Origin of the sequence: Vibrio nomapromontoriensis, from assembly GCF_050337205.1 — a bacterium.
Lineage (GTDB): Bacteria > Pseudomonadota > Gammaproteobacteria > Enterobacterales > Vibrionaceae > Vibrio > Vibrio nomapromontoriensis.
This window is the reverse complement of record NZ_JAKJSS010000006.1, coordinates 179,321-200,349: the sequence shown is the minus strand read 5'-3', so window position 1 is coordinate 200,349 and position 21,029 is coordinate 179,321. Positions and strand designations below refer to the sequence as shown.

Sequence of the window (21,029 nt, the reverse complement as noted above, 5' to 3'; positions counted from 1 at the left end):
GAGACTTAATCGCAAGACTGAATTTATGTATCAACACTCAAAATATCGATACATAATGTCAGTCGTTAACTTGCTATATTCTTGGTGCTACCATTGCTTTCCATCACTTCAGCATCAGGAAACCAACCCACAGCCGCACCTGTATCGTATCGCAAATCAATATAACTCACTTGAGAAACCTTCTCACCGAGTCGTTGATATAAGAAAATAAATCGTTGTAAACGGTCGTTCAGTGCATCTTTACCTAGCTCGACTCGAATTCCATTATCTAAAATTACCTGCCAAGCACGGCGCTCATTTAATACTAAAGATGAAATCGATAGCCCTAATGGCGACAATTTTTTATTACTTTCTCTATAAGCGTTCAACACTTTGAGCTGTGTTCCTGCCGGCCCATACAGTTTCACTTTTTCTTCTTCAATTTGCGAAACATCGCCATTAAAGATCACACCGGAAGCATCCAGCATTTCAATACCATTCCAAATAGCACTGGCTTGATATTCCGTTAAAAATACTTTAACCGTATCTGGCCACTGCTTTCTTACGGAAGCTTGAGATACCCACTCGATATTCTCAACACTGGCTTGCAATACATTAATGTCCTGAGACATGAATGTACCTATATGATCAAGGTGAGCAAACGCATCTTGCACGTCTTTTGCCGACACGTGAGTCAGTTCACCTTGTAATACAATTTTAGACAAAGGAAGTCGTTGATCGTCCCACATCCAACTTATTGTGGCGTAGAGCATAGAGCCGATAGCAATAATGACAATAAACAAAAATGCCAAGCCTAAACGATTTTGCTTCAACAACGTGACGGGTTGCTTTAGCAAAGTGGCTGGTTTTTTGTATGTTGCGCTGCTCGCAGAAGCTTCTGTCAAACCTATTGGTCCCTAATTATTCCCTTCACCTTTTAAGATTGCGGAGTAAGCGTCTATTCTATTGTCTATAACCTTAGGATTATACTAACGAATATCAAACTATCAAACACTGAACCACATAAATCTGATGATTTGAGTAGGAAATCCGTAAAAAATCGGCTTGGGCAACTTTATAAGTTAAAACCAAGCCGTACAGCGTACTTTTATTTGATAGAATACACAATAACTAGCAATCGCTATTTTGCATCGTTTTGATGCTTAGCTCCATCGCTTGTAATTGTTTAGCTACTTTACCGATATCACCTGCACCTTGCGTCAGCACTAAGTCTCCATCTTGCAAGAGATTAGATAAAACTGAGGGTAAACTGTTAATTTCTGGAACAAAAACAGGATCTAGCTTCCCTCGCGTACGTATAGTCCGACACAGGGCTCGCCCATCGGCACCAACAATTGGCGCTTCGCCCGCAGAATATACATCCAACATCACTAATACATCGACCTGCTCCAGTACATTGGCAAAGTCTTCATACAAGTCACGAGTCCGGCTGTAACGGTGGGGTTGAAATACCATGACAAGGCGCTTATCACTCCAGCCATTGCGTGCCGCTTTAATGGTCACGTCAACTTCTGTAGGGTGATGCCCATAGTCATCCACTAACATGACATTGCCATTACCGGTATCAAATTCCCCCAAGTGCTCAAAGCGACGACCCGTCCCTTCAGTACCCAACATAGCTTTGACTATCGCCTCGTCAGAAATATTATCTTCCGTTGCAACCGCAATCGCCGCGGATGCGTTCAGAGCATTATGTTCACCAGGTATATTGAGCGTAATATCTAGGTTATCTCGGTCTTTTCTGACAACAGTAAACTTACCTTGCTGCCCTTCCTGACGGTAATTTTCAATACGAACGTCGGCATCATCAGAAAAACCGTAAGTAATCACTTGGCGGCTAATACGAGGAATGAGCTCTCGCACGACGGGATCGTCGACACATACCACCGCTTGACCATAAAATGGTAAGTTGTGCAGAAAATCGATAAACGTCTGTTTCAACGTATCAAAATCTCCACCGTAGGTATCCATGTGGTCAGCTTCAATATTAGTGACAATACTGACCATTGGCTGAAGGTGAAGGAAAGACGCATCACTCTCATCGGCTTCCGCAATCAAAATACGGCTTGATCCAAGGCGTGCATTGGTACCAGCGCTTTTCACTAAACCACCATTCACAAACGTCGGATCCATACCTGCTTCAGAATAGATCTGTGTCACTAAGGCCGTGGTTGTCGTTTTACCATGCGTCCCTGCTACTGCAATACCATGGCGGAAACGCATAAGCTCGGCCAACATTTCAGCGCGCTGCACTACCGGTATACGCAACTCTTTTGCCGCCATCAACTCAGGGTTATCGGCATTAATAGCCGTTGATACAACAACAACACTCGCCTGATCGATATTGCTTGCTTGATGGCCAAGATAGATCGTAGCGCCTTTTTCGAGCAAGCGCTCGGTCACGGCATTACTTCCAAGGTCAGAGCCGGTAATTTGATACCCCTCGTTGAGCAATACCTCGGCAATCCCACTCATTCCTGCGCCACCGATACCAACGAAGTGAATGGTTTTCACTCGTCGCATTTCCGGTACTAAAGCACGAATTTGTGCTAAATCTTGTTTGTGCTGCTGTGTCATTAAAAACGTCTCATTAATCTAAATTTGTTAATTCTATAATTTCGTTGGCTACACGCGTATCTGCGTCAAGTTTAGCGGCTTTTCGAGCATTTATCGCCAAACTCTCTAACTGCGCTCGATCTAAAACGCGAATTTGTTCTGCGAGAGCGTCCACCGTTAAATCGGGTTGCTCAATCATATACGCTGCACCACTATTCACAAGATGATCGCCATTAAGCGCTTGTTGTCTATCTTTATGCATAAATGGTACAAAAATAGCGCCAACACCAACCGCGGCCAGCTCCGACACCGTTAAGGCACCTGACCGGCATACCACTAGATCTGCCCATTGGTACGCGGCGGATACGTCATCAATAAAATCACTAACGGTAGCACTCGATACACCACATTGTTGATACTCACGACTTACCGACTCTTGATTTCCTTTGCCCGCTTGATGGTAGACCTCGTAACCGCCCCCCAACGCTTGCAATACAGGAGGAAGCGTCTTATTCAGAATCTGAGCACCTTGGCTGCCACCCATCACAAGAATGCGAATATCCCCTTCTCTCTGAGCAAGGCGTGTTTCTGGCCGTTCAATATTCAATAAATCTTGTCTTACCGGATTACCGACCACTTCTGCATTGGGAAATGCACCTGGAAAAGCTTGAAATACTTTTTTAGCTATCTTTGATAACCAGCTATTCGTTAAGCCTGCTACGCCATTTTGTTCATGTAATACGACCGGGATTCCTAGGCTCCAAGCGGCAATTCCCCCCGGACCACTGACATATCCACCCATGCCAAGTACCGCATCTGGATGCCAGTTCTTAAGGTGAGCTCTGGCTTGCAAAATCGCACTAAAGATTTGGAACGGCGCTTTGATAAGCTTCGCAATCCCCTGACCACGTAGCCCTTTAACCTTAATAAAATCGATTTCAATACCATGTTTCGGTACAAGCTCGGCTTCCATTCGGTCCGCCGTACCAAGCCAGCGAATATCCCATCCTTGCTCCTGAAGTCTTGTCGCAACAGCGAGACCAGGAAAAACGTGACCGCCAGTACCACCAGCCATCACCATTAATCGTTTATTTTTCTTCATTATTCACTACTTTTTCTTCTGGCGCTTTTTTCGGTTTCTTAACTTCAACACTATCCGGCAATAGACGACATTCGTGGTCAATTCTCAGTAAAATTGACACCGCCACTGACATAATAATCAAACTAGAACCACCGTAACTAATCAGCGGTAGTGTTAAGCCTTTCGTCGGCACCATACCAGCGGCAGCCCCCACATTAACAAGGGTTTGAAATGCAAACCAGATACCAATAGCAAAAGAGAGATAACCGCCAAAAAGTTCTTGTTTTTCAAAGGCTCTTTTACCAATAAATAGCGCTTTAATTACCAGACCAAAAACTAACATCAAGACTAATACTACGCCGATATAGCCTAGTTCTTCAGCCAAAACGGCAAAAACAAAATCGGTATGCGCTTCTGGTAAATACTCCAATTTTTGCACCGAGTTACCGAGTCCTTGCCCCATCAAGTTACCACGACCAAATGCCATCAGTGATTGAGTCAGTTGATAACCACTCCCAAACGGGTCTTCCCAAGGGTCCAAGAACGACGTCACTCGTCGTACACGATAGGGTTCAGCTAAAATAAGCCCTATGACCGCCGTTACTCCAGCAACAAAAAGCGCAATAAAGTGAGAGAGTTTTGCTCCGGCAACAAACAGCATCCCGAACAGTGTCACTAGCATCACGACAACAGAGCCTAAGTCAGGTTGCCCCAATAAGAGCACTGCCAATGTCATGAATACCAGAATGGGCTTAATGAATCCCCCGAAGAACGACTGTCGAACCTCATCTTGTTTACGAACCAAGTAGCCTGACATAAAAATAAACAGCGACAATTTTGCCACTTCTGCTGGCTGCAAGTTAAACAGCCCCAGCGGGATCCAGCGAGAAGCCCCATTCACCGATTTGCCCGCTACCAATACCACCACGAGCAAAAAAACGGAGATAGCTAAAAGATAAGAGCTGTATTGAAACCACTTTTTGACCGGTACTTGTAGCACTACCGATGACACACCAATGGCTAAGCATAAAAAAATGGCATGTCTAAACATGAAGTGGAAAGGCTGATCAGTTAAGCGAGAACTGATTGGAAAGGACGCTGATGTCACCATCACTAGGCCGATCATCATTAAACCAAGTGCTAACCAGACAAGCTGTCGGTCATAAAGCGCCTTCGGTGCTGGCATAGATAACCAATCTGAAGTGCGTTGTTTAACTTGATGAAACATACTCGACCTGTCCGTATTAACTAACTTGTGGTGCGTATTGCAAAGCCAGTGCTGAAAAATGATCACCACGAGCCATAAAGTTGGCAAACTGATCAAAGCTTGCACATGCTGGAGAAAGCATCACCATATCACCCTTGGTAAGCATTGGCGTAATATGAGCAATCGCGTCATCAAGCGAGGCAAACTGTTGAGCGCTTGAGTGAAGCTCGGTAAAACAGGCTTTATCACGACCAAAACAGCAGAGCATGACATTTAATTGAGATAAGGGTTCAGCCAAGGCACTGAAATCTGCGCCTTTACCCTCGCCGCCAACAAGAAGATATAGTTTACCCTCTAATGTTAATCCCGATAATGCTGCTAGCGTACTTGCCACATTCGTCGCCTTGGAGTCGTTGACCCACGTGACGCCTTGTTTCTTTACTACCGCTTGACAGCGATGGCTCAGACCAGAGTAGCGCGTCAATGTATCGATGGCACGATGATAATCAATGCCCGCAAGCTTAAGTAACGCACAAGCCACCAGCGCATTAGACCAGTTATGTTTACCCACAAGACTTAAGCGTGTTGTGTCGGCTATCGGCTCACCATGATCCATTAACCATGTCGTGCCTTGTGCCTCCGACATACCAAAAGCCTGATTATCAAAACCAAACGTCTCAATCTGGCAAGTATTAGCCGACTCATTAGGATACGTTTCCGGCTCCGCTCGATTAACAAGGGCATATTCAGCGTTCATGAAAATACGACGTTTCGCTTGCGCGTAATCGCTCATCCCTTGATATCGGTCCATGTGGTCTTCTGACAGGTTCAAAAATGCCGCGACAGTCACCTTTAAACTCGATGTTGTTTCCAACTGAAAGCTCGATAACTCCAATACATAAAGATCCGCATCGATAGCAAGCAAGTCTAAAGCTGGCACGCCAATGTTGCCGCCGACACCAACCGATAATCCCGTTGCTTTAGCTAGCGCGCCCGTCAGATCAGTCACAGTACTTTTACCGTTAGAGCCGGTAATGGCGATGACTGGTTTCGTATTTGCCCAAGCAAATAGTTCAATATCACCCACAACGGGAACACCAAGCTGTCTTGCCGCATCAATTTCGGGCGTAGCTAAAGCAATACCAGGATTGCAAACCACAAGATCAGCCTCATTTAACCACTGCTGATTAAAGCTTCCACAATGCAACTCCACGCCATCAGGTAACTCACCAGCACCCGGTGCTTGGGTTCGAGAATCCATGACGCGAATACGAAGCGTATGTGGCAGTTTTTGAAGGTAATTAACGACTGAGAGCCCGGTAATACCGAGCCCTACAACAACAACATTGTGAATGTTTTGCCAACGTTCCATGCTTACTTTCCCTAACCTGACTTAACGTACTTTTAGCGTGGCTAAGCCAATTAAAACAAGAACGATAGAGATAATCCAAAAACGTACGATAACGCGAGGTTCTGGCCATCCTTTTAGCTCATAGTGGTGATGGATAGGCGCCATGCGGAAAATACGCTGCCCACGTAGCTTGTAAGAACCTACCTGCAAAATCACCGACAAGGTTTCCATAACAAAAACACCACCCATGATCACCAATACGAACTCTTGGCGAACCAATACCGCTATTACACCAAGCGCGCCGCCCAGTGCCAGTGAACCCACATCGCCCATAAATACTTGTGCTGGGTAAGTGTTAAACCACAAAAAGCCAAGCCCTGCACCAACGATCGCGGTACAAACCACCACTAGTTCGGACGTATAAGGGATATGAGGGATATGCAAATAATTGGCAAAGTTCACGTTACCCGTTGCCCATGCAATCACTGCGAAGCCGGCTGCAACCAATACCGTTGGCATAATCGCCAAACCATCTAAGCCGTCGGTCAAGTTCACCGCATTGCTGGTACCGACAATAACAAAGTAAGTGAATACAATATAAAACAGTCCCATTTGCGGCATCACATCTTTAAAGAAAGGGACCACCAGCTGAGTCGCGGCGGTATCTTGTCCGTGAGCATACAAAGCAAATGCCACCACTAAAGCAATCATTGATTGCCAAAAATACTTCCAGCGAGCAATCAAACCATCGGTGTTTTTTCGAACGACTTTACGGTAATCATCGACAAAGCCGACGACTCCATAGCCAAGCAGAACAAAGAGAACAGCCCATACATAAGGGTTACTCAAATCAGACCAAAGCAAGATAGTAATGGTGATAGCAAACAAGATCATTACGCCACCCATTGTCGGAGTGCCGCGTTTGCTAAAGTGGGATTCTGGACCTTCGTTACGAACCACTTGACCAATTTGCAGCATCTGCAATTTAGCGATCATTTTTGGTCCCATCCATAAGGATATACCGAGCGCCGTCAATACACTGACAATCGCTCTAAATGACAGGTATTCAAAAAGACGAAAAAAAGAAAAGTATGGCTGAAGCAGCTCTGCAAGCCAAATAATCATGTAAAGTTCTCCTTCAGTGCATTGGCTACTTTAAACATACCGGCACTGTTCGCCCCTTTCACCAATAAGGTGTGAGAGGTCTGATTTAGTAATAATAGGTGTTGCTCAATATAATCAAGCATAGCGTCGTGACTTTGAAAATGCTTACCACCGCAAAGGTCACTGATCGCTTTCGCATCTTCACCATAGGTTAAAACATGCTCGAAAGCGAAAGGTGCAGCATGTTGTCCGACTTCTTTGTGAAGTGCAAGGCTTTCATGCCCCAATTCCGCCATGTTGCCCAAAATCAACCAGCGCTCCCCATCAAATTGGGAGAGGAGGTCCACCGCGGCTTTCATCGCAGGCACACTGGCGTTGTAGCTATCGTCAATCAAGGTGATCGTATCTGTCAGTGTCTCTACCTCAACACGTCCTTTCACTTTGTCTAACGTTTTCAATCCAAGTTGAATATGCGCTAATGTTCCACCACATTGCACAGCAAGTGCCGCCGCCGCAATCGCATTACTCACGTTATGCGCGCCCACTAAACCAAGCTGAATCGCCACTTGCCCGATTGGAGTATGCAGTGTAAAGGAGGAGCTACCCTTCGATGACATTGCTATGTCAGAAGCAAAATAGTCTGCGTCAGAGTTTTGCTGAGCAAAAGTGACCACGCATTTATCACGCAGAACATCTTGCCACATTGTCCCACCTTGGCTATCAAGGTTAACTAAAGCAATGCCCCCTGCTTGCAAGCCTTGATAAATTTCACCTTTGGCTTGTTTTACACCATCTAGAGAGCCAAAACCTTCAAGGTGGGCTTCTGCGACATTATTCACTATCGCGATATCAGGATGGGTAAGTTGAGTGGTGTAGGCTATTTCACCAATATGATTTGCGCCCATTTCAATCACTGCGAAATCATCATCTTTGGTGCTTCTTAACAACGTCAAAGGCACGCCAATATCATTGTTAAAATTGCCAGCAGTATATAACACCTGACCCTGCTGGCTTAAAATGCTCGCCACCATCTCTTTAACGGTTGTTTTTCCGCAACTACCAGTAATCGCCACGGTTTTAGTGTGACAACCTTGATGCACATATTCACCGAGTTGACCCAGAGCCTTCAATGAATCTTCAACGATAATTTGCGCAATATCCACGTCGAGCACTCGCTCGACAATAACGGCAGTTGCTCCGTTGTCTTTGGCCTGACCAACAAAATCATGCGCATCAAAACGTTCACCAACTAAGGCAATAAACAGCGCGCCAGTTTCGATCGCTCGTGTGTCGGTCGTGACGTGTTCAATTTGTGTATCTTCACCAATCAGTCGCCCATCGACAACTTGCGCCAGCGTAGATAAAGCAAGTGTGATCATAACGCTACCCCTAATAGAGTCGCGGCCGACTCACGATCAGAGTAGTGTCGAGACTCTTGGCCTATAACCTGATAATCCTCATGCCCTTTACCCGCTAGTAAAATAATATCGGCAATCCCAGCATTAGAGACGGCAAGCTTAGCCGCATCAAATCGGCTATGCTGCACCATGATGGAGTCAGGACTTTGCACACCCGCTAGCATATCAGCAACAATGGCGGCTGGATCTTCACTACGAGGGTTATCATCACTGATAATGACATGGTCGGCGAGCTGCTCGGCAATGCTTGCCATGAGAGGTCGTTTACCTTTATCACGATCACCACCACACCCAACAATCACCCAAAGTTTTCCTTCACAGTGAACGCGTAGTGCTTGCAGCGCTTTTTCTAATGCATCTGGCGTGTGCGCGTAATCAACCACAACTTTCGGCTTCGATACGGCGTGAAATAGCTCCATCCGCCCCAAAACAGGTTGTAAGTTTTGCGCACATTCAATTAACTGCTGCTTATCAAAACCTAACCGAAGCAAAGCTGCCAATGCCAGCATGACATTACACGCATTAAACTGGCCAATAAGGGGAGCCTTGAGTTGACCTTGACCAAAGCAACCATCAAAGTCGATTTCAATACCGTTTTCACTGTATTTGACCTGACTTGCCCACAGCGCATGTTGACCTATTTGATGACCATTAACGGAAACCGCTATCGCATCAGGGCGAGCTTCAAGCCAGCGCACCCCCACTTCATCATCAACATTAATTACCGCGTGTTCACAGTGATGTTGAGTAAACAGTTGTTGTTTCGCCGCTTCATAGCTAGCCATCGTGCCGTGATAGTCCAAGTGGTCGCGGCTAAGGTTGGTGAAAATGCCCAACTTAAAAGGTACAGCGGCGACGCGCCCTTGAATTAACCCATGGGAAGAGACTTCCATCGCTGTATATGACGCACCTTGCCCATCTAGAGAGGCCAATGTTTTTTGCACTTCAATGGCATTTCCAGTGGTGTTCTTTGCCACTTCAAGCTGCTGTAAAAAACCATTACCTGTCGTCCCCATGACTGCCGCACGCTGACCAAGTAATTCGATCCATTGAGCGATAAGCTGAGTGATGGTAGTTTTGCCGTTGGTGCCAGTAATCCCAATCACATTTTGCTGGTAACGATAGAGACGCGCTGCGAGTGTTGATAGAAAGCCGTCTAAGCCATAAAGATAAACAATCGGCACTGAGCCTGTTACGGATACTCGCCCATGCTGGCTTTCTTCATCGGCTTGAGCAATCACACTACTGGCACCCGCCGCAATGGCCTTCTCGATAAACTGGCGACCGTCCACTTCATGACCAATAATGGCAACGAAGGTGTCACCTTGGGTAATGGCGCGGCTATCCAACTCAAGGTTAGCCACTTTGATCGCATCCAGGGTTTTATTGTCGACTTTGAGCCAAGGCTCAAGCAACGCTGTCAATGTCAAAGACGTCAACATAGAAATAGCTCACTTTTATTGAAACTGATTTTCATCAGGCGCAACATTTAAAATCTGCAGCGCCCCTTTCATAATTTCTGAGAATACAGGTCCAGCGACAGAGCCGCCGTAGTATTGATCACCCTGCGGTTCATTAATCACAACCACCAATGACACTCTAGGCCGACTGACCGGGGCAACCCCTGCGGTTAACGCGACATATTCATCGCTGTATCCGCCCGCACTCGCCTTACGCGATGTCCCGGTTTTAGCCGCAACACGATACCCAGGAACCGCCGCTCGGGTGGCGGTTCCACCGGGCTTAGTGACCCCTTCAAGGTAGTGCAGTACTTGCAAAGCATTATCATGCTCCATGACCTGTTTGGAGAGATCTTGTTGATTATTTTCAATGATATGCACTGGCTGGTACAGACCAGCATTGCCTAACGTCGCGTACGCATGTGCCAACTGCAACGGCGTAATTGAGATACCGTAACCAAACGCTAGTGTCGCAATTTCAAATTTAGACCAACGACGGCGATTTGGAAAAATCCCCGACGCCTCACCAATAAGATTAAGTCCAGATACTTGCCCAAAACCAATCGAGCTATACATTCCCAGTAGCGCTTCTAATGGCATATCTAATGCCAACTTCGCTACACCAATGTTGCTCGACTTTTGTAGTATTTTAGCAAGATCCGCTTTCCCTACTTTAGATGTATCCCTAACTCGGCTACCGCCAATTTGCATAATACCGTTGCCAGTATCAATCACCGTTTTGTCATCTGCGGTGCCCGCTTCTAATGCTGCTAGCACAACAAACGGTTTCACCGTAGACCCCGGTTCCATCGAATCGGTAATCACACGATTTCGCATGGTAAATGACTGGCGAGACATTCGGTTGTTAGGGTTATAAGAGGGCGCATTCACCATGGCAAGTACCGCACCAGTTTCAACATCAATCATCACCGCGCTACCCGATGTGGCACGGTAGTCTGCGACCGCTTGCTTAATAGCGCGATAAGCTATCGCCTGTAGGCGTTGGTCAATCGTTAACTCTAATGGTTTGCCTTCTTCACGCTCTTCAAGGGAGATATTTTCAACGACCCGTCCATAGCGATCTTTACGAATAATTCGCTTACCTGCTTCACCCGTTAACCATTTATCGTAACTACGCTCGACCCCTTCAAGTCCATGACCATCAATACCCGTCACGCCCACTAAGTGCGAACTCACCTCCCCTGCCGGATAATAACGGCGAGATTCTGCTTTTAGGCCTATCCCGGATAGTTTTAGCTCTTTTATATACTTAGCCATCGCCGGGCTGACTTGGCGCTGAAGATAGATAAAGCGGCGTGATTTATTCTTGTTAATCTTGGTGATTAATCCTTGGCGCTCCAACCCTAAAACATCAGCAAGGGCATGCCAGCGATCAATTTCTTGAAAACCACCATCTTTAAAAATAGTCGCAGGGTCGGCCCAAACCGCTTGAACAGGCACGCTGACCGCAAGTGGCTCACCGTTACGATCGGAAATAATGCCACGCGCTGATGGCAAGGCTTTGACTCGGACAGAACGGAGATCCCCTTGCCTAATCAAGTTATCAGGCTCAATCACCTGGATATAACCAATTCGTGCCAACAGAGCGATAAAAATAACAATGACCGCCCCTAAAACCGTACGAAAGCGCCACGGTATCATTGTTGGTGATTGAGGTTGAGCTGTTGGTTTTTTCTTGGTGGGGTTGCTAGTTTTTTTTCCTTTCATTTGAGAGAAACCACTACTTCCTTGCTTGCATCTGGACGCTTCATATCAAGCTCTTGCTTAGCCATAGCTTGAACACGGCTATGTTCAGAGAGGGCATTCTCTTCTAACAACAAGTTTCGCCACTCATTATCTAATCTTTCCCGCTCTTGCAAAGCCATGTCTTTTTCGTTCACGGCTTGTCGGGTATGGTGAGTGGCAAACACCACTCCCATCGCCGTCGCAAAAATAAGCATAAGTACAATAAGAGGCAATCGACCCACAGTAATGAGGTCGAAAAAGATAACTTTCGCAAGATTATGCTTAGGCTCGTTAGACATCCACTTGTCCGTTACAGTTTTTCGGCAACACGAAGCACTGAGCTTCTTGAGCGAGTATTCACTTCCACTTCTTGATCGGTCGGTTTTAGCGCTTTACCCACCGCTTTGAGGTTAGCGCTACCTAACGCACGGATTTGAGCTTCTGTCATCGGAATTCCATGAGGCACTTGTGGGCCTCGGCTCTCTTTACGAATAAAGTGCTTCACCATACGGTCTTCTAACGAGTGAAAACTGATCACCGATAAACGTCCTTCCGGTGCTAAAATACTCGCTGCGCCTTTTAGTGCGGTATCGATTTCATCAAGTTCGCTGTTGATGTAAATACGAAACGCTTGAAAACTACGTGTCGCAGGGTGTTTTTTCTCTTTAAAACTTTTTGGGGCCGCTTCAGAAATTAACTTAGCAAGCTGGCTAGTGCGCGTAAGCGGCTCTTTTTCTTCATCTTCACGATGAGCCACAATTGCTTTTGCGATGCGGCGAGCATGTTTGTCTTCGCCAAACTCACGAATAACCCAAGTAATATCATCCAAGTCCGCTTCGGCTAACCATTGAGATACCGGCATACCCGACGTTGGGTCCATTCGCATATCTAGAGGCCCATCTTTCATGAAGCTAAAACCACGTTCCGCATCATCAAGCTGTGGCGAAGACACGCCAAGATCGAGCAATACACCATCAATTTTACCAACTAAATCATAACGCTCTGCGTATTCCGCCATCCCAGAAAATGGACCATGGATGATGGTAAAGCGAGGGTCATCAATTTTACCGGCTTCCTCAATTGCTTGGGGATCACGGTCGATACTATAAAGGCGACCATTTTCACCTAATTGTGAAAGAATTTGACGACTATGACCACCACGACCAAACGTGCCATCTATATAGATACCGTCAGGCTTAATGGCTAGGCCGTCGATGGATTCATGCAGTAAAACTGAAACGTGTTGAAAGGATTCGCTCATGGGTGATCTCAAGAGTTGCTTAGGGCAAAGATGACAAGTGTACTGATTTCACGAAGTAACGTCATCTGGTTAAGTTCAGCCTAACGTAAAGATAGGTGATAAAAAAGCAAAAAACCCATCACAAAATCAATTTGTAATGGGTTTTTCTTAAAAGGTGAAGTTGACCTATAAGCCGGGTTCTGTATCCGCCTAAGCGGTGATAGCCATTCGTCTAGGCCAGCAATCGCTCACTGGCTCAAGCAACCTACCCGCTTCCTTACGCGAGCCGCGCAATGTGAAAGCCTATTTGGTCTTGCTCCGGGTGGAGTTTACCCTGCAACGAACTGTTACCAGTCGTCCGGTGCGCTCTTACCGCACCCTTTCAGCCTTACCTGTGCTCTTTCCGAAGAAATAGAGCCATCGGCGGTCTTCTCTCTGCTGCACTTGTCGTGGGCTTGCGCCCCCCAGGCGTTACCTGGCACCCTGCTCTGTGGAGCCCGGACTTTCCTCCCCTCCGTCAGTCTCCCCCAAGACAAGCTCAAGGGGACGTCAACGAAGCAGCGACTATCTGGTCAACTTCAGGCCGCGGATTGTATAGGAGCGCGAGCAATTACTCAAGGTTTTCTAGTCCCCATTTGTAAAGTGCGTTCTTTTTCAGGTTATAAATCTCAGCCGTCATCGCTGCGGCTTTCTTTAATGGCAGCTCTTTAACTAAAATACCTAACGCTCTTAGCGCCTCATCAGGTAAGCCTTCAACCGCTGCTTCACGATGGCCATGTATAAGCAATACCATCTCACCACGTTTACGGTTATCGTCTTCTGCAATCCACTCAATCAGTTCACCCAGCGGCAAGCCTTGGATAGTTTCAAAGGTTTTTGTTAGCTCACGAGCCAGCACCACTTCACGATCTGGCCCCAATACTTCAAGCATATTTGCCAAAGATTCAGTAATACGATGTGGTGATTCATAGAAAATACAGGTACGCTCAGCTTTGGCAATTTCTAAAAACTTATCTTTCCGTCCTTTACTTTTTGCAGGCAAAAAACCTTCAAAACTAAAGCGGTCAGAAGGCAAGCCCGATGCACTTAACGCGGTAATCACTGCGCACGCACCCGGTAATGGCACAACCTTAACGCCAGCTTGACGACATTGCGAAACAAGATGGTATCCTGGATCGCTGATTAATGGCGTACCCGCATCAGATACCAATGCGATAGACTCGCCAGCTAACAATTTTTCAACTAAAACTTGTGCTTTTTGCTGCTCGTTGTGATCATGGAGCGCAAATGTTCTAGTTTGTATATTGAAGTGAGAAAGAAGTTTACCAGTATGTCTGGTGTCTTCAGCGGCAATAATATCCACACTATGCAACACCTCTAGTGCCCTATGTGTAATATCACCAAGGTTCCCAATGGGAGTTGGCACAATAAAGAGCGTTGGTTGCTCAATATGAATGGTTTTGTTGCTTGTCATTTGTTTACCATCACTTCAACGATTAATATAATGATTTTACACGAATAGTGATTAAAGAGCTCATGGCAATGATGAACCGTAAAAAAAATAGTGTAACGCGCCTGCTGACACCCATCGCACTGGCACTGTCCATTGCCGCGTGTTCAACGCAACCCAGTGCGCCAACCAGTGTTGATATCACAATGGCACCTACCGCCTCTTCTGAAACGTATTTAATGCGTGCCGATAGTGATCAAGGCAGCTTTGCCAATGAGTGGCTCATCCTTGCCTTTAAAGCTTCAATCCAAGAAGGCAACTACGAACAAGCGCAGCGCTTATCTAACCGTTTAGCCAAACAAAACTTGAGCACCATTCAACAAGCCGAATGGCAATTGGCGCGCGCTGAACTTAATCTTGCGCAAGGTAAAGCTCAAGACGCTTACCTACAGCTTAACCTGCCAGCAGAGTGGCCTTTGCTGCAGCAGCAATGGATGCAGTATCACAACTTGCGCGGCCAAAGCTTAGCGCTCATGGGTGACTACGTAGAGTCAAGCCGTGAGTATATTGCCATGTCAGGTTTCGCTCCACGTGAACAGCAGCAAATCATTAACGACAACATTTGGCACAACCTTAATCAATATTCAGCCGATCAGCTGTCGCAACTCGACATAAAACCAGAAGAAGAAATTCTTGATGGTTGGGTGCAGCTCGCCAGTTACATGAAAGCGCTGGGCAGTAGCTTGCCTCAGCTACAAAATACGCTTGGAAAGTGGTTAGCGGAGAATGGCAACCACCCAGCAGCGCTTTATACGCCACAAAGTATCTATGATATTTTGAGCCTTGAGATTTCTACCCCCCATAGTACGGCGCTATTGCTGCCGTTAACGGGTAAGTATGCTAAACAAGCACAATTGGTTCGTGATGGTTTCATGATGGCGACGATGGACGATGAGCAACGCGATCCTGATGCAACCTTCACTGTCATCGATACTAACGAAACCACGCCAGCGGATATCAAAGCGCGACTCATTGCTAATGATGTCGACTTCATTGTCGGCCCGCTTATCAAAGAAAATGTTGAAAAATTACAGCAAGCTCAGTTGGCAACAGAGACTCCAATTCCGGCTCTTGCACTGAATATCCCCACCACTATCGAACCAAGTCAGTCGATGTGCTACTTGACCTTATCTCCTGAGCAAGAAGTCTCACAGGCGGCAAAACATCTCGCACAAGAAAACTATGCCTACCCACTGATCCTTACGCCTAAAAGCAGTCTTGGTAATCGCGTCGTTAAAGCCTTTGAAGAAGAGTGGGGAAAACTAAGCACCAATAAGATTGCAGTCGCTCAATACAGCAATCGCGCTCAGTTACAAAAAACGATTAACAATGTCTTTGGGCTACAAGATAGCCAACAGCGTATTGCGCAAATGGAAACGCTAACGGGTCTTAAATTAGAGAACCAACCAAGAAGCCGCCGCGATATTGACTCGGTTTATATTGTTGCTAACGGCGCCGATCTTACGCTGATCAAACCATTTATCGAAGTCGCGATTAATCCAGATGCAAGCCAACCGAAATTGTTTGCAGACTCTCACAGCAATTCAAGCAAGCGCCAATATGAAGATCTCACTGGCGTTGTATATAGCGACATTCCGATGCTAATTGAAGAAGACGAGCAACTTGACGCCCAAATGACCAAGTTTTGGCCAAAGAGCTCAAATGCCGAGAAACGCTTACAAGCATTGGGAATGGATGCGTATGCCCTAACCAAAGAGCTGCCGCAGCTTAAAGCCGTAGAAGGTTATTCTGTTAATGGTCAAACAGGAACCCTTTCGATAGATAGCAACTGTGTGGTTCAACGACAAATTGCATGGGGCGTCCATGGTCAAGCTAAATCACAAACCACTAATGCTGCCGACAGTGCTACCGATAACACTACTGCCGTCAATAGCAGCGACGAAAGTAGTGAATTGGAACCAAATGATACGGCAACTGTGGAATAAAACCCGAGCGAGTATCGAGCAAGACGCTCCAAAAAATAAACGACAGCTAGGTCAACATTATGAAGACCTAGCGCAAGCGTATTTGGGTCGACACGGCCTAAATACGCTGACAAAAAACTACACGGTTAAATGTGGCGAACTCGATCTCATCATGCAAGATGCTACATGCTTGGTCTTTGTTGAGGTAAAATACCGAAAAAGCCGTCAATATGGTCATGCCCAAGAGATGGTCACTGCATCCAAAGCAAAAAAACTACAAAAAGCAGCCATGGTTTGGCTGATGAAAAACGGTTTGTCACCTTACGATACTGAATTTCGATTTGATGTCGTCGCCATTCATAACAACGGCGAAGACATTGACTGGATAAAAAACGCGATTACTCAAGGATAACCATGCGCGATAGCATTAAAGAAAGCTTTACTGAAAGCATTCAAATTCAAATTGCGGCAGCAGAAGCGCTGCCTGATGTCATCACCCACGCTGCACAAGCGATGGTTGCGACCCTGCTTAATGGCAATAAAATTCTTTGTTGTGGAAACGGTGGCTCTGCCGTTAATGCCCAGCAATTTGTTTCGTGTTTACTTAACCGCTTTGAGACCGAGCGACCAAGTCTTCCCGCCATGGCACTAACCACAGACAACACCACGATGACCGCCGTCGCCAACGACTATAATTTTGAAGATATCTACGCCAAGCAAGTGCGTGCTTTCGGGCAAACCGACGATATTTTGCTTGCCATTTCTACCAGTGGTAACAGCAAAAACGTCCTGAAAGCGATGGAAGCTGCAGTAACCCGAGACATGACGATTATCGCTTTCACCGGCAAAGACGGTGGCGAAATGGCAGGACTGCTGGGCGAGAATGACGTTGAGATCCGTATTCCCTCTCACCGTACCTCTCGAATCCATGAAGTCCACATGGTCACTCTTCACTGCCTGTGCGATCTTATCGATCAGGTTCTATTCCCTGCTCATGAAGAGTAACGCTATGAATATCTACAAAACCGTCGCCTTACTAGTGATGAGCTTGGCGCTCTCAGGTTGCGCTGGGTTGTTTGAAGTTACCGATACTCGCTCAGCTAAAGAGCTATGGAGCGACAGCGCATTAGAGTCAGAAGTTGCGGGGATAACCAATAAAGCACCATTTGTTGGCAAAGTTCGCGTAGTCGCGAGTTCACAGCGCGGCACTGTCGTATTAATGGGACAAGCTCAGACCGAAGAGTTACGAGACACACTCTATGCACGCGTGTCCGCGCTTAATGGTGTAAAGCGAGTTTACAATCAAGTGCGAATTAATAGCCCGCTTGGCTTTACCCAAATGAGTAATGACAGCTGGTTAACGACAAAAGTGAAGTCAGCATTATTGACTGACGACCGCCTAAATGGTGTAAAAATAAAAGTCATCACTGAAAACAAAGAAGTGTTTTTACTCGGCTATGTCTCTAAAGAACATGCCGATATCGCCACTGAAATAGCACGTAAGATATCAGGCGTCTCTCAAGTTATCCGTGCCTTCCAATTCAGTGAAACGCAAGAAAAACTCAATACTGAAGCCGAAGCAGAACCGGAAAAAACTCAGAGTACGCAACAGAGTGTCAACTCAGCGCCTGTTACTACAGAGGAAGAGCCGATGCGACCGATTATTGAAGAGCCAGCACCTTTTGTAGAAGTGGAAGGTTAAAAGTCAATCACAGACGGCGACCTTGCTTGCTTTACCAGAAACAAAAAAAACCAGCCTGTCATCAACAGGCTGGTTTTTTATTGGACTGTATTTATGCTCTGTGGTCGTTAGGCCTTAAGTGCTCGCTCACCACGAGCAATACCAACAATACCACTTCGCGCCACTTCCACTACATCCGTAACTTCAGATAACGCCGTAATGAAAGCATCAAGCTTTTCACTGGTTCCCGCCAATTGCACCGTATATTGTGATGCAGTGACATCTACGATTTGGCCGCGGAAAATATCCGCAGTACGTTTAACTTCTGCCCGAGCAAAGCCACTAGCTTTTACTTTTACCATCATCAGCTCGCGCTCAATATGCTCAACGGCAGTGACTTCTTGAACTTTCAGGACATCGATCAATTTATGTAGCTGCTTTTGAATTTGCTCCAATTGCATTTCGCTCGACGCCGTCGTGATATTAAGACGGGACAGAGTTTCATCCTCAGTCGGCGATACGTTCAAAGATTCGATGTTGTAACCACGTTGAGAGAACAAGCCAACCACGCGTGATAATGAACCCGGTTGGTTTTCCATTAGTAGTGAAATAATGTGCTTCATATTAAGTTCTCTCCGTCTTGCTCAACCACATTTTGTCCATGCCTTCGCCTTTGATTTGCATTGGATAGACGTGCTCTGTTTCATCAACATTAATATCAACAAAAACCAGACGATCTTTCATCGAAAGCGCTTTCTTAAGACCTTCTTCAAGTTCATTTGGGTGAGAAATCCGAATACCAACATGCCCATACGCCTCAGCAATCGCGGCAAAATCAGGTACCGAACTCATATAAGAGTTAGAGTGACGGCCTTGATAAATCATATCTTGCCACTGTTTTACCATACCTAAAAAGCGGTTGTTCAAGTTAATAATTTTAACAGGAATGTCGTATTGCATTGCTGTCGAAAGCTCTTGAATATTCATCTGAATACTGCCATCGCCAGTGACGCAAACCACTTCTTCATCAGGGAAAGCAAACTTCACCCCCATCGCAGCAGGGAAGCCAAAGCCCATCGTGCCTAGACCACCCGAATTAATCCATCTTCTTGGCTTATTAAATGGGTAGTAAAGTGCAGCAAACATTTGGTGCTGACCAACATCCGATGCTACATAAGCATCGCCACCTGTCAGTTTATGAAGCACCTCAATAACCTGTTGGGGTTTGATTTTTTCATCTGATTTATCATAGCTTAGGCATTGACGATCTCGCCAGCTTGCAATGTCCGTCCACCAAGCATCAATTGCTTGTGCGTCATTGGTGCCACCTTGTTCAATCAACAATTTAAGCATGGAGTCGAGTACCACATCGGCAGAGCCTACGATAGGCAGATCCGCTCGAACATTTTTCGATATAGAAGATGGGTCAATATCAATGTGTACGACTTTTGCGTTCGGGCAGTACTTCTCTAAATTGTTGGTGGTACGATCATCAAAACGAACACCGACACCAAAAATAAGGTCGGCATCGTGCATCGCCATATTCGCTTCATACGTACCGTGCATACCCAGCATGCCTAACGCGTTTTTATGCGTACCAGGAAACGCGCCCAGTCCCATTAACGTGCTCACTACTGGTAAGTTTAAAGTCTCAGCAAACTTAGCAATATGCTGTTCCGCTTCCGCCATCACCGCGCCACCACCAATATAAAGTACTGGCTTTTTCGCTTCTAAGATCGCTTTAAGCGCTTTCTTAATTTGCCCTTTATGACCCGATGTCGTTGGATTATATGAACGCAATGCAACCGTCTCTGGGTATTCATAAGGGAATTTAATCTGAGGGTTCATTACGTCTTTAGGAATATCAACCACCACAGGACCAGGACGCCCTGTTGACGCAATGTAAAAGGCTTTCTTTATGGTATCGGCAATGTCTTCTGCGCGTTTAAGCAAAAAGCTGTGTTTGACGACCGGGCGGGATACCCCCACCATGTCACACTCTTGGAATGCATCATTACCGATAAGGTTATTAGGTACGTTACCAGACAGTACAACCATTGGAATCGAGTCCATATAAGCGGTAGCAATGCCGGTGATGGTATTGGTCGCACCTGGACCAGAACAGACCAACACGACTCCAGGCTTACCTGTTGCTCGAGCATAACCATCGGCCATATGCGTCGCCGCTTGTTCGTGTCGAACTAATACGTGTTGAATATCTTCTTGTTTTTGATGAAGGGCATCATAGATATCAAGTACAGAGCCACCTGGGTAGCCAAAGATTTGCTGTACGCCTTCATCGATCAAGGACTGAACGATCATTTCAGCGCCAGATAACATGTCTGGGGTTGGGTTTTGCATATTTTCTCCTTACCAGTTATCTCGACAAACAGGTAGTTTGAAGAGCTGGTCTTACATAGTTAGGGCTTATTCGTAGCCTAATCGAAATCACTCACTTTTCGGCTATGTCGTTGTGCCAGTCATAACAAGCACATCGTTTACGCAACAACTGTAACGCTTTCTTATCACAAGGTCTAACCTTGTTTTGATCGCAAAAAAGAGACTCGTCTTCATTCCCTATCATTTACAACAAATTGTGACGAATTAGGCAGCTAACCCGGCATATAATCTCAACTAACCTCTAAGTTCAGGATAAAAAACTTTCACTCATCCTCTTTAGGTGCAAAAACCTATTAACACTAACGATGAAAGCCACCGCATTCATCGTTTCATGGCAATAAAAAAGGCTC

General features: G+C 46.0%; 18 protein-coding genes and 1 other RNA gene. 4 read left to right on the top strand and 15 right to left on the bottom strand.

Annotated features, from left to right (window positions below; genetic code table 11):
* Positions 1-65: 65 nt before the first annotated feature.
* From L4D05_RS01065 to rsmI, 13 genes are all read right to left on the bottom strand, one after another.
* A complete protein-coding gene (locus L4D05_RS01065; RefSeq protein ID WP_428750669.1) occupies positions 66-836 on the bottom strand; it encodes a cell division protein FtsQ/DivIB in 771 nt (256 codons plus the stop codon).
* A gap of 274 nt (positions 837-1,110) precedes the next feature.
* The gene (murC, locus tag L4D05_RS01060) at positions 1,111-2,577 is read right to left on the bottom strand and encodes a UDP-N-acetylmuramate--L-alanine ligase (RefSeq protein ID WP_265673674.1); all 1,467 of its coding nucleotides are present in this window, start codon (positions 2,575-2,577) and stop codon (positions 1,111-1,113) included.
* 13 nt (positions 2,578-2,590) lie between these two features.
* Complete coding sequence (gene murG, locus L4D05_RS01055) at positions 2,591-3,658, bottom strand: undecaprenyldiphospho-muramoylpentapeptide beta-N-acetylglucosaminyltransferase (protein WP_428792787.1); 1,068 nt, start codon at positions 3,656-3,658, stop codon at positions 2,591-2,593.
* A complete protein-coding gene (gene ftsW / locus L4D05_RS01050) occupies positions 3,645-4,865 on the bottom strand; it encodes a cell division protein FtsW (protein ID WP_428792786.1) in 1,221 nt (406 codons plus the stop codon). Before ftsW ends, murG begins: the two co-directional genes overlap by 14 nt.
* A 16-nt stretch (positions 4,866-4,881) precedes the next feature.
* The gene (gene murD, locus L4D05_RS01045) at positions 4,882-6,216 is read right to left on the bottom strand and encodes a UDP-N-acetylmuramoyl-L-alanine--D-glutamate ligase (protein WP_428792785.1); all 1,335 of its coding nucleotides are present in this window, start codon (positions 6,214-6,216) and stop codon (positions 4,882-4,884) included.
* 21 nt (positions 6,217-6,237) lie between these two features.
* On the bottom strand, positions 6,238-7,320 hold the full coding sequence (gene mraY / locus L4D05_RS01040; RefSeq protein WP_428792784.1) for a phospho-N-acetylmuramoyl-pentapeptide-transferase: 1,083 nt from the start codon (positions 7,318-7,320) through the stop codon (positions 6,238-6,240).
* Positions 7,317-8,678 (bottom strand): UDP-N-acetylmuramoyl-tripeptide--D-alanyl-D-alanine ligase, encoded by a 1,362-nt coding sequence (locus L4D05_RS01035; RefSeq protein ID WP_428792783.1) that lies wholly within the window; start codon positions 8,676-8,678, stop codon positions 7,317-7,319. Before L4D05_RS01035 ends, mraY begins: the two co-directional genes overlap by 4 nt.
* Positions 8,675-10,159 (bottom strand): UDP-N-acetylmuramoyl-L-alanyl-D-glutamate--2,6-diaminopimelate ligase, encoded by a 1,485-nt coding sequence (murE, locus tag L4D05_RS01030; RefSeq protein WP_265673669.1) that lies wholly within the window; start codon positions 10,157-10,159, stop codon positions 8,675-8,677. The genes L4D05_RS01035 and murE overlap by 4 nt, the downstream gene beginning before the upstream one ends.
* Positions 10,160-10,174: 15 nt before the next feature.
* Positions 10,175-11,905, bottom strand: a complete 1,731-nt coding sequence (locus L4D05_RS01025; RefSeq protein WP_428792782.1) for a penicillin-binding transpeptidase domain-containing protein — start codon at positions 11,903-11,905, stop codon at positions 10,175-10,177.
* Positions 11,902-12,222, bottom strand: a complete 321-nt coding sequence (gene ftsL, locus L4D05_RS01020) for a cell division protein FtsL (protein ID WP_428792781.1) — start codon at positions 12,220-12,222, stop codon at positions 11,902-11,904. The genes L4D05_RS01025 and ftsL overlap by 4 nt, the downstream gene beginning before the upstream one ends.
* Positions 12,223-12,233: 11 nt before the next feature.
* Positions 12,234-13,184, bottom strand: coding sequence for a 16S rRNA (cytosine(1402)-N(4))-methyltransferase RsmH (gene rsmH, locus L4D05_RS01015; RefSeq protein WP_428750395.1), 951 nt, complete (start codon positions 13,182-13,184; stop codon positions 12,234-12,236).
* Positions 13,185-13,336: 152 nt separating this feature from the next.
* An RNA gene (gene rnpB / locus L4D05_RS01010) (RNase P RNA component class A) lies at positions 13,337-13,743 on the bottom strand.
* 30 nt (positions 13,744-13,773) lie between these two features.
* Positions 13,774-14,637, bottom strand: coding sequence for a 16S rRNA (cytidine(1402)-2'-O)-methyltransferase (gene rsmI, locus L4D05_RS01005; protein WP_428792780.1), 864 nt, complete (start codon positions 14,635-14,637; stop codon positions 13,774-13,776).
* 62 nt (positions 14,638-14,699) lie between these two features.
* Here rsmI and L4D05_RS01000 point away from each other — a divergent pair, with 62 nt between their 5' ends.
* From L4D05_RS01000 to L4D05_RS00985, 4 genes are read left to right on the top strand one after another with little or no spacing between them, the layout of a single operon-like run.
* On the top strand, positions 14,700-16,619 hold the full coding sequence (locus L4D05_RS01000) for a penicillin-binding protein activator (protein WP_428792779.1): 1,920 nt from the start codon (positions 14,700-14,702) through the stop codon (positions 16,617-16,619).
* Positions 16,597-17,010, top strand: a complete 414-nt coding sequence (locus L4D05_RS00995) for a YraN family protein (RefSeq protein WP_428792778.1) — start codon at positions 16,597-16,599, stop codon at positions 17,008-17,010. Before L4D05_RS01000 ends, L4D05_RS00995 begins: the two co-directional genes overlap by 23 nt.
* Before the next feature lie 2 nt (positions 17,011-17,012).
* On the top strand, positions 17,013-17,603 hold the full coding sequence (locus tag L4D05_RS00990; protein ID WP_250615760.1) for a phosphoheptose isomerase: 591 nt from the start codon (positions 17,013-17,015) through the stop codon (positions 17,601-17,603).
* A complete protein-coding gene (locus tag L4D05_RS00985) occupies positions 17,593-18,300 on the top strand; it encodes a BON domain-containing protein (RefSeq protein ID WP_428792777.1) in 708 nt (235 codons plus the stop codon). The genes L4D05_RS00990 and L4D05_RS00985 overlap by 11 nt, the downstream gene beginning before the upstream one ends.
* Before the next feature lie 107 nt (positions 18,301-18,407).
* On the opposite strand, the gene ilvN is transcribed toward L4D05_RS00985, so the two are convergent.
* Together ilvN and L4D05_RS00975 are read right to left on the bottom strand one after the other, a co-directional pair.
* Positions 18,408-18,902 carry an acetolactate synthase small subunit gene (ilvN, locus tag L4D05_RS00980; RefSeq protein ID WP_428750391.1) on the bottom strand — a complete coding sequence of 165 codons (495 nt, stop codon included), beginning with the start codon at positions 18,900-18,902 and terminating at the stop codon, positions 18,408-18,410.
* A 1-nt stretch (position 18,903) separates the two neighbouring features.
* Positions 18,904-20,640 (bottom strand): acetolactate synthase 3 large subunit, encoded by a 1,737-nt coding sequence (locus L4D05_RS00975; protein ID WP_428792776.1) that lies wholly within the window; start codon positions 20,638-20,640, stop codon positions 18,904-18,906.
* Positions 20,641-21,029 lie beyond the last annotated feature (389 nt).

Coding starts and splice junctions, on each gene's coding strand:
- rsmI (WP_428792780.1), bottom strand. CDS start 14,637: ATGACAAGCAACAAAACCATTCATATTGAGCAACCAACGCTCTTTATT.
- L4D05_RS00995 (WP_428792778.1), top strand. CDS start 16,597: ATGATACGGCAACTGTGGAATAAAACCCGAGCGAGTATCGAGCAAGAC.
- ilvN (WP_428750391.1), bottom strand. CDS start 18,902: ATGAAGCACATTATTTCACTACTAATGGAAAACCAACCGGGTTCATTA.
- mraY (WP_428792784.1), bottom strand. CDS start 7,320: ATGATTATTTGGCTTGCAGAGCTGCTTCAGCCATACTTTTCTTTTTTT.
- murE (WP_265673669.1), bottom strand. CDS start 10,159: ATGTTGACGTCTTTGACATTGACAGCGTTGCTTGAGCCTTGGCTCAAA.
- L4D05_RS00990 (WP_250615760.1), top strand. CDS start 17,013: ATGCGCGATAGCATTAAAGAAAGCTTTACTGAAAGCATTCAAATTCAA.
- murC (WP_265673674.1), bottom strand. CDS start 2,577: ATGACACAGCAGCACAAACAAGATTTAGCACAAATTCGTGCTTTAGTA.
- L4D05_RS00985 (WP_428792777.1), top strand. CDS start 17,593: ATGAAGAGTAACGCTATGAATATCTACAAAACCGTCGCCTTACTAGTG.
- L4D05_RS01025 (WP_428792782.1), bottom strand. CDS start 11,905: ATGAAAGGAAAAAAAACTAGCAACCCCACCAAGAAAAAACCAACAGCT.
- rsmH (WP_428750395.1), bottom strand. CDS start 13,184: ATGAGCGAATCCTTTCAACACGTTTCAGTTTTACTGCATGAATCCATC.
- murD (WP_428792785.1), bottom strand. CDS start 6,216: ATGGAACGTTGGCAAAACATTCACAATGTTGTTGTTGTAGGGCTCGGT.
- ftsW (WP_428792786.1), bottom strand. CDS start 4,865: ATGTTTCATCAAGTTAAACAACGCACTTCAGATTGGTTATCTATGCCA.
- ftsL (WP_428792781.1), bottom strand. CDS start 12,222: ATGTCTAACGAGCCTAAGCATAATCTTGCGAAAGTTATCTTTTTCGAC.
- L4D05_RS01000 (WP_428792779.1), top strand. CDS start 14,700: ATGGCAATGATGAACCGTAAAAAAAATAGTGTAACGCGCCTGCTGACA.
- murG (WP_428792787.1), bottom strand. CDS start 3,658: ATGAAGAAAAATAAACGATTAATGGTGATGGCTGGTGGTACTGGCGGT.
- L4D05_RS01035 (WP_428792783.1), bottom strand. CDS start 8,678: ATGATCACACTTGCTTTATCTACGCTGGCGCAAGTTGTCGATGGGCGA.
- L4D05_RS00975 (WP_428792776.1), bottom strand. CDS start 20,640: ATGCAAAACCCAACCCCAGACATGTTATCTGGCGCTGAAATGATCGTT.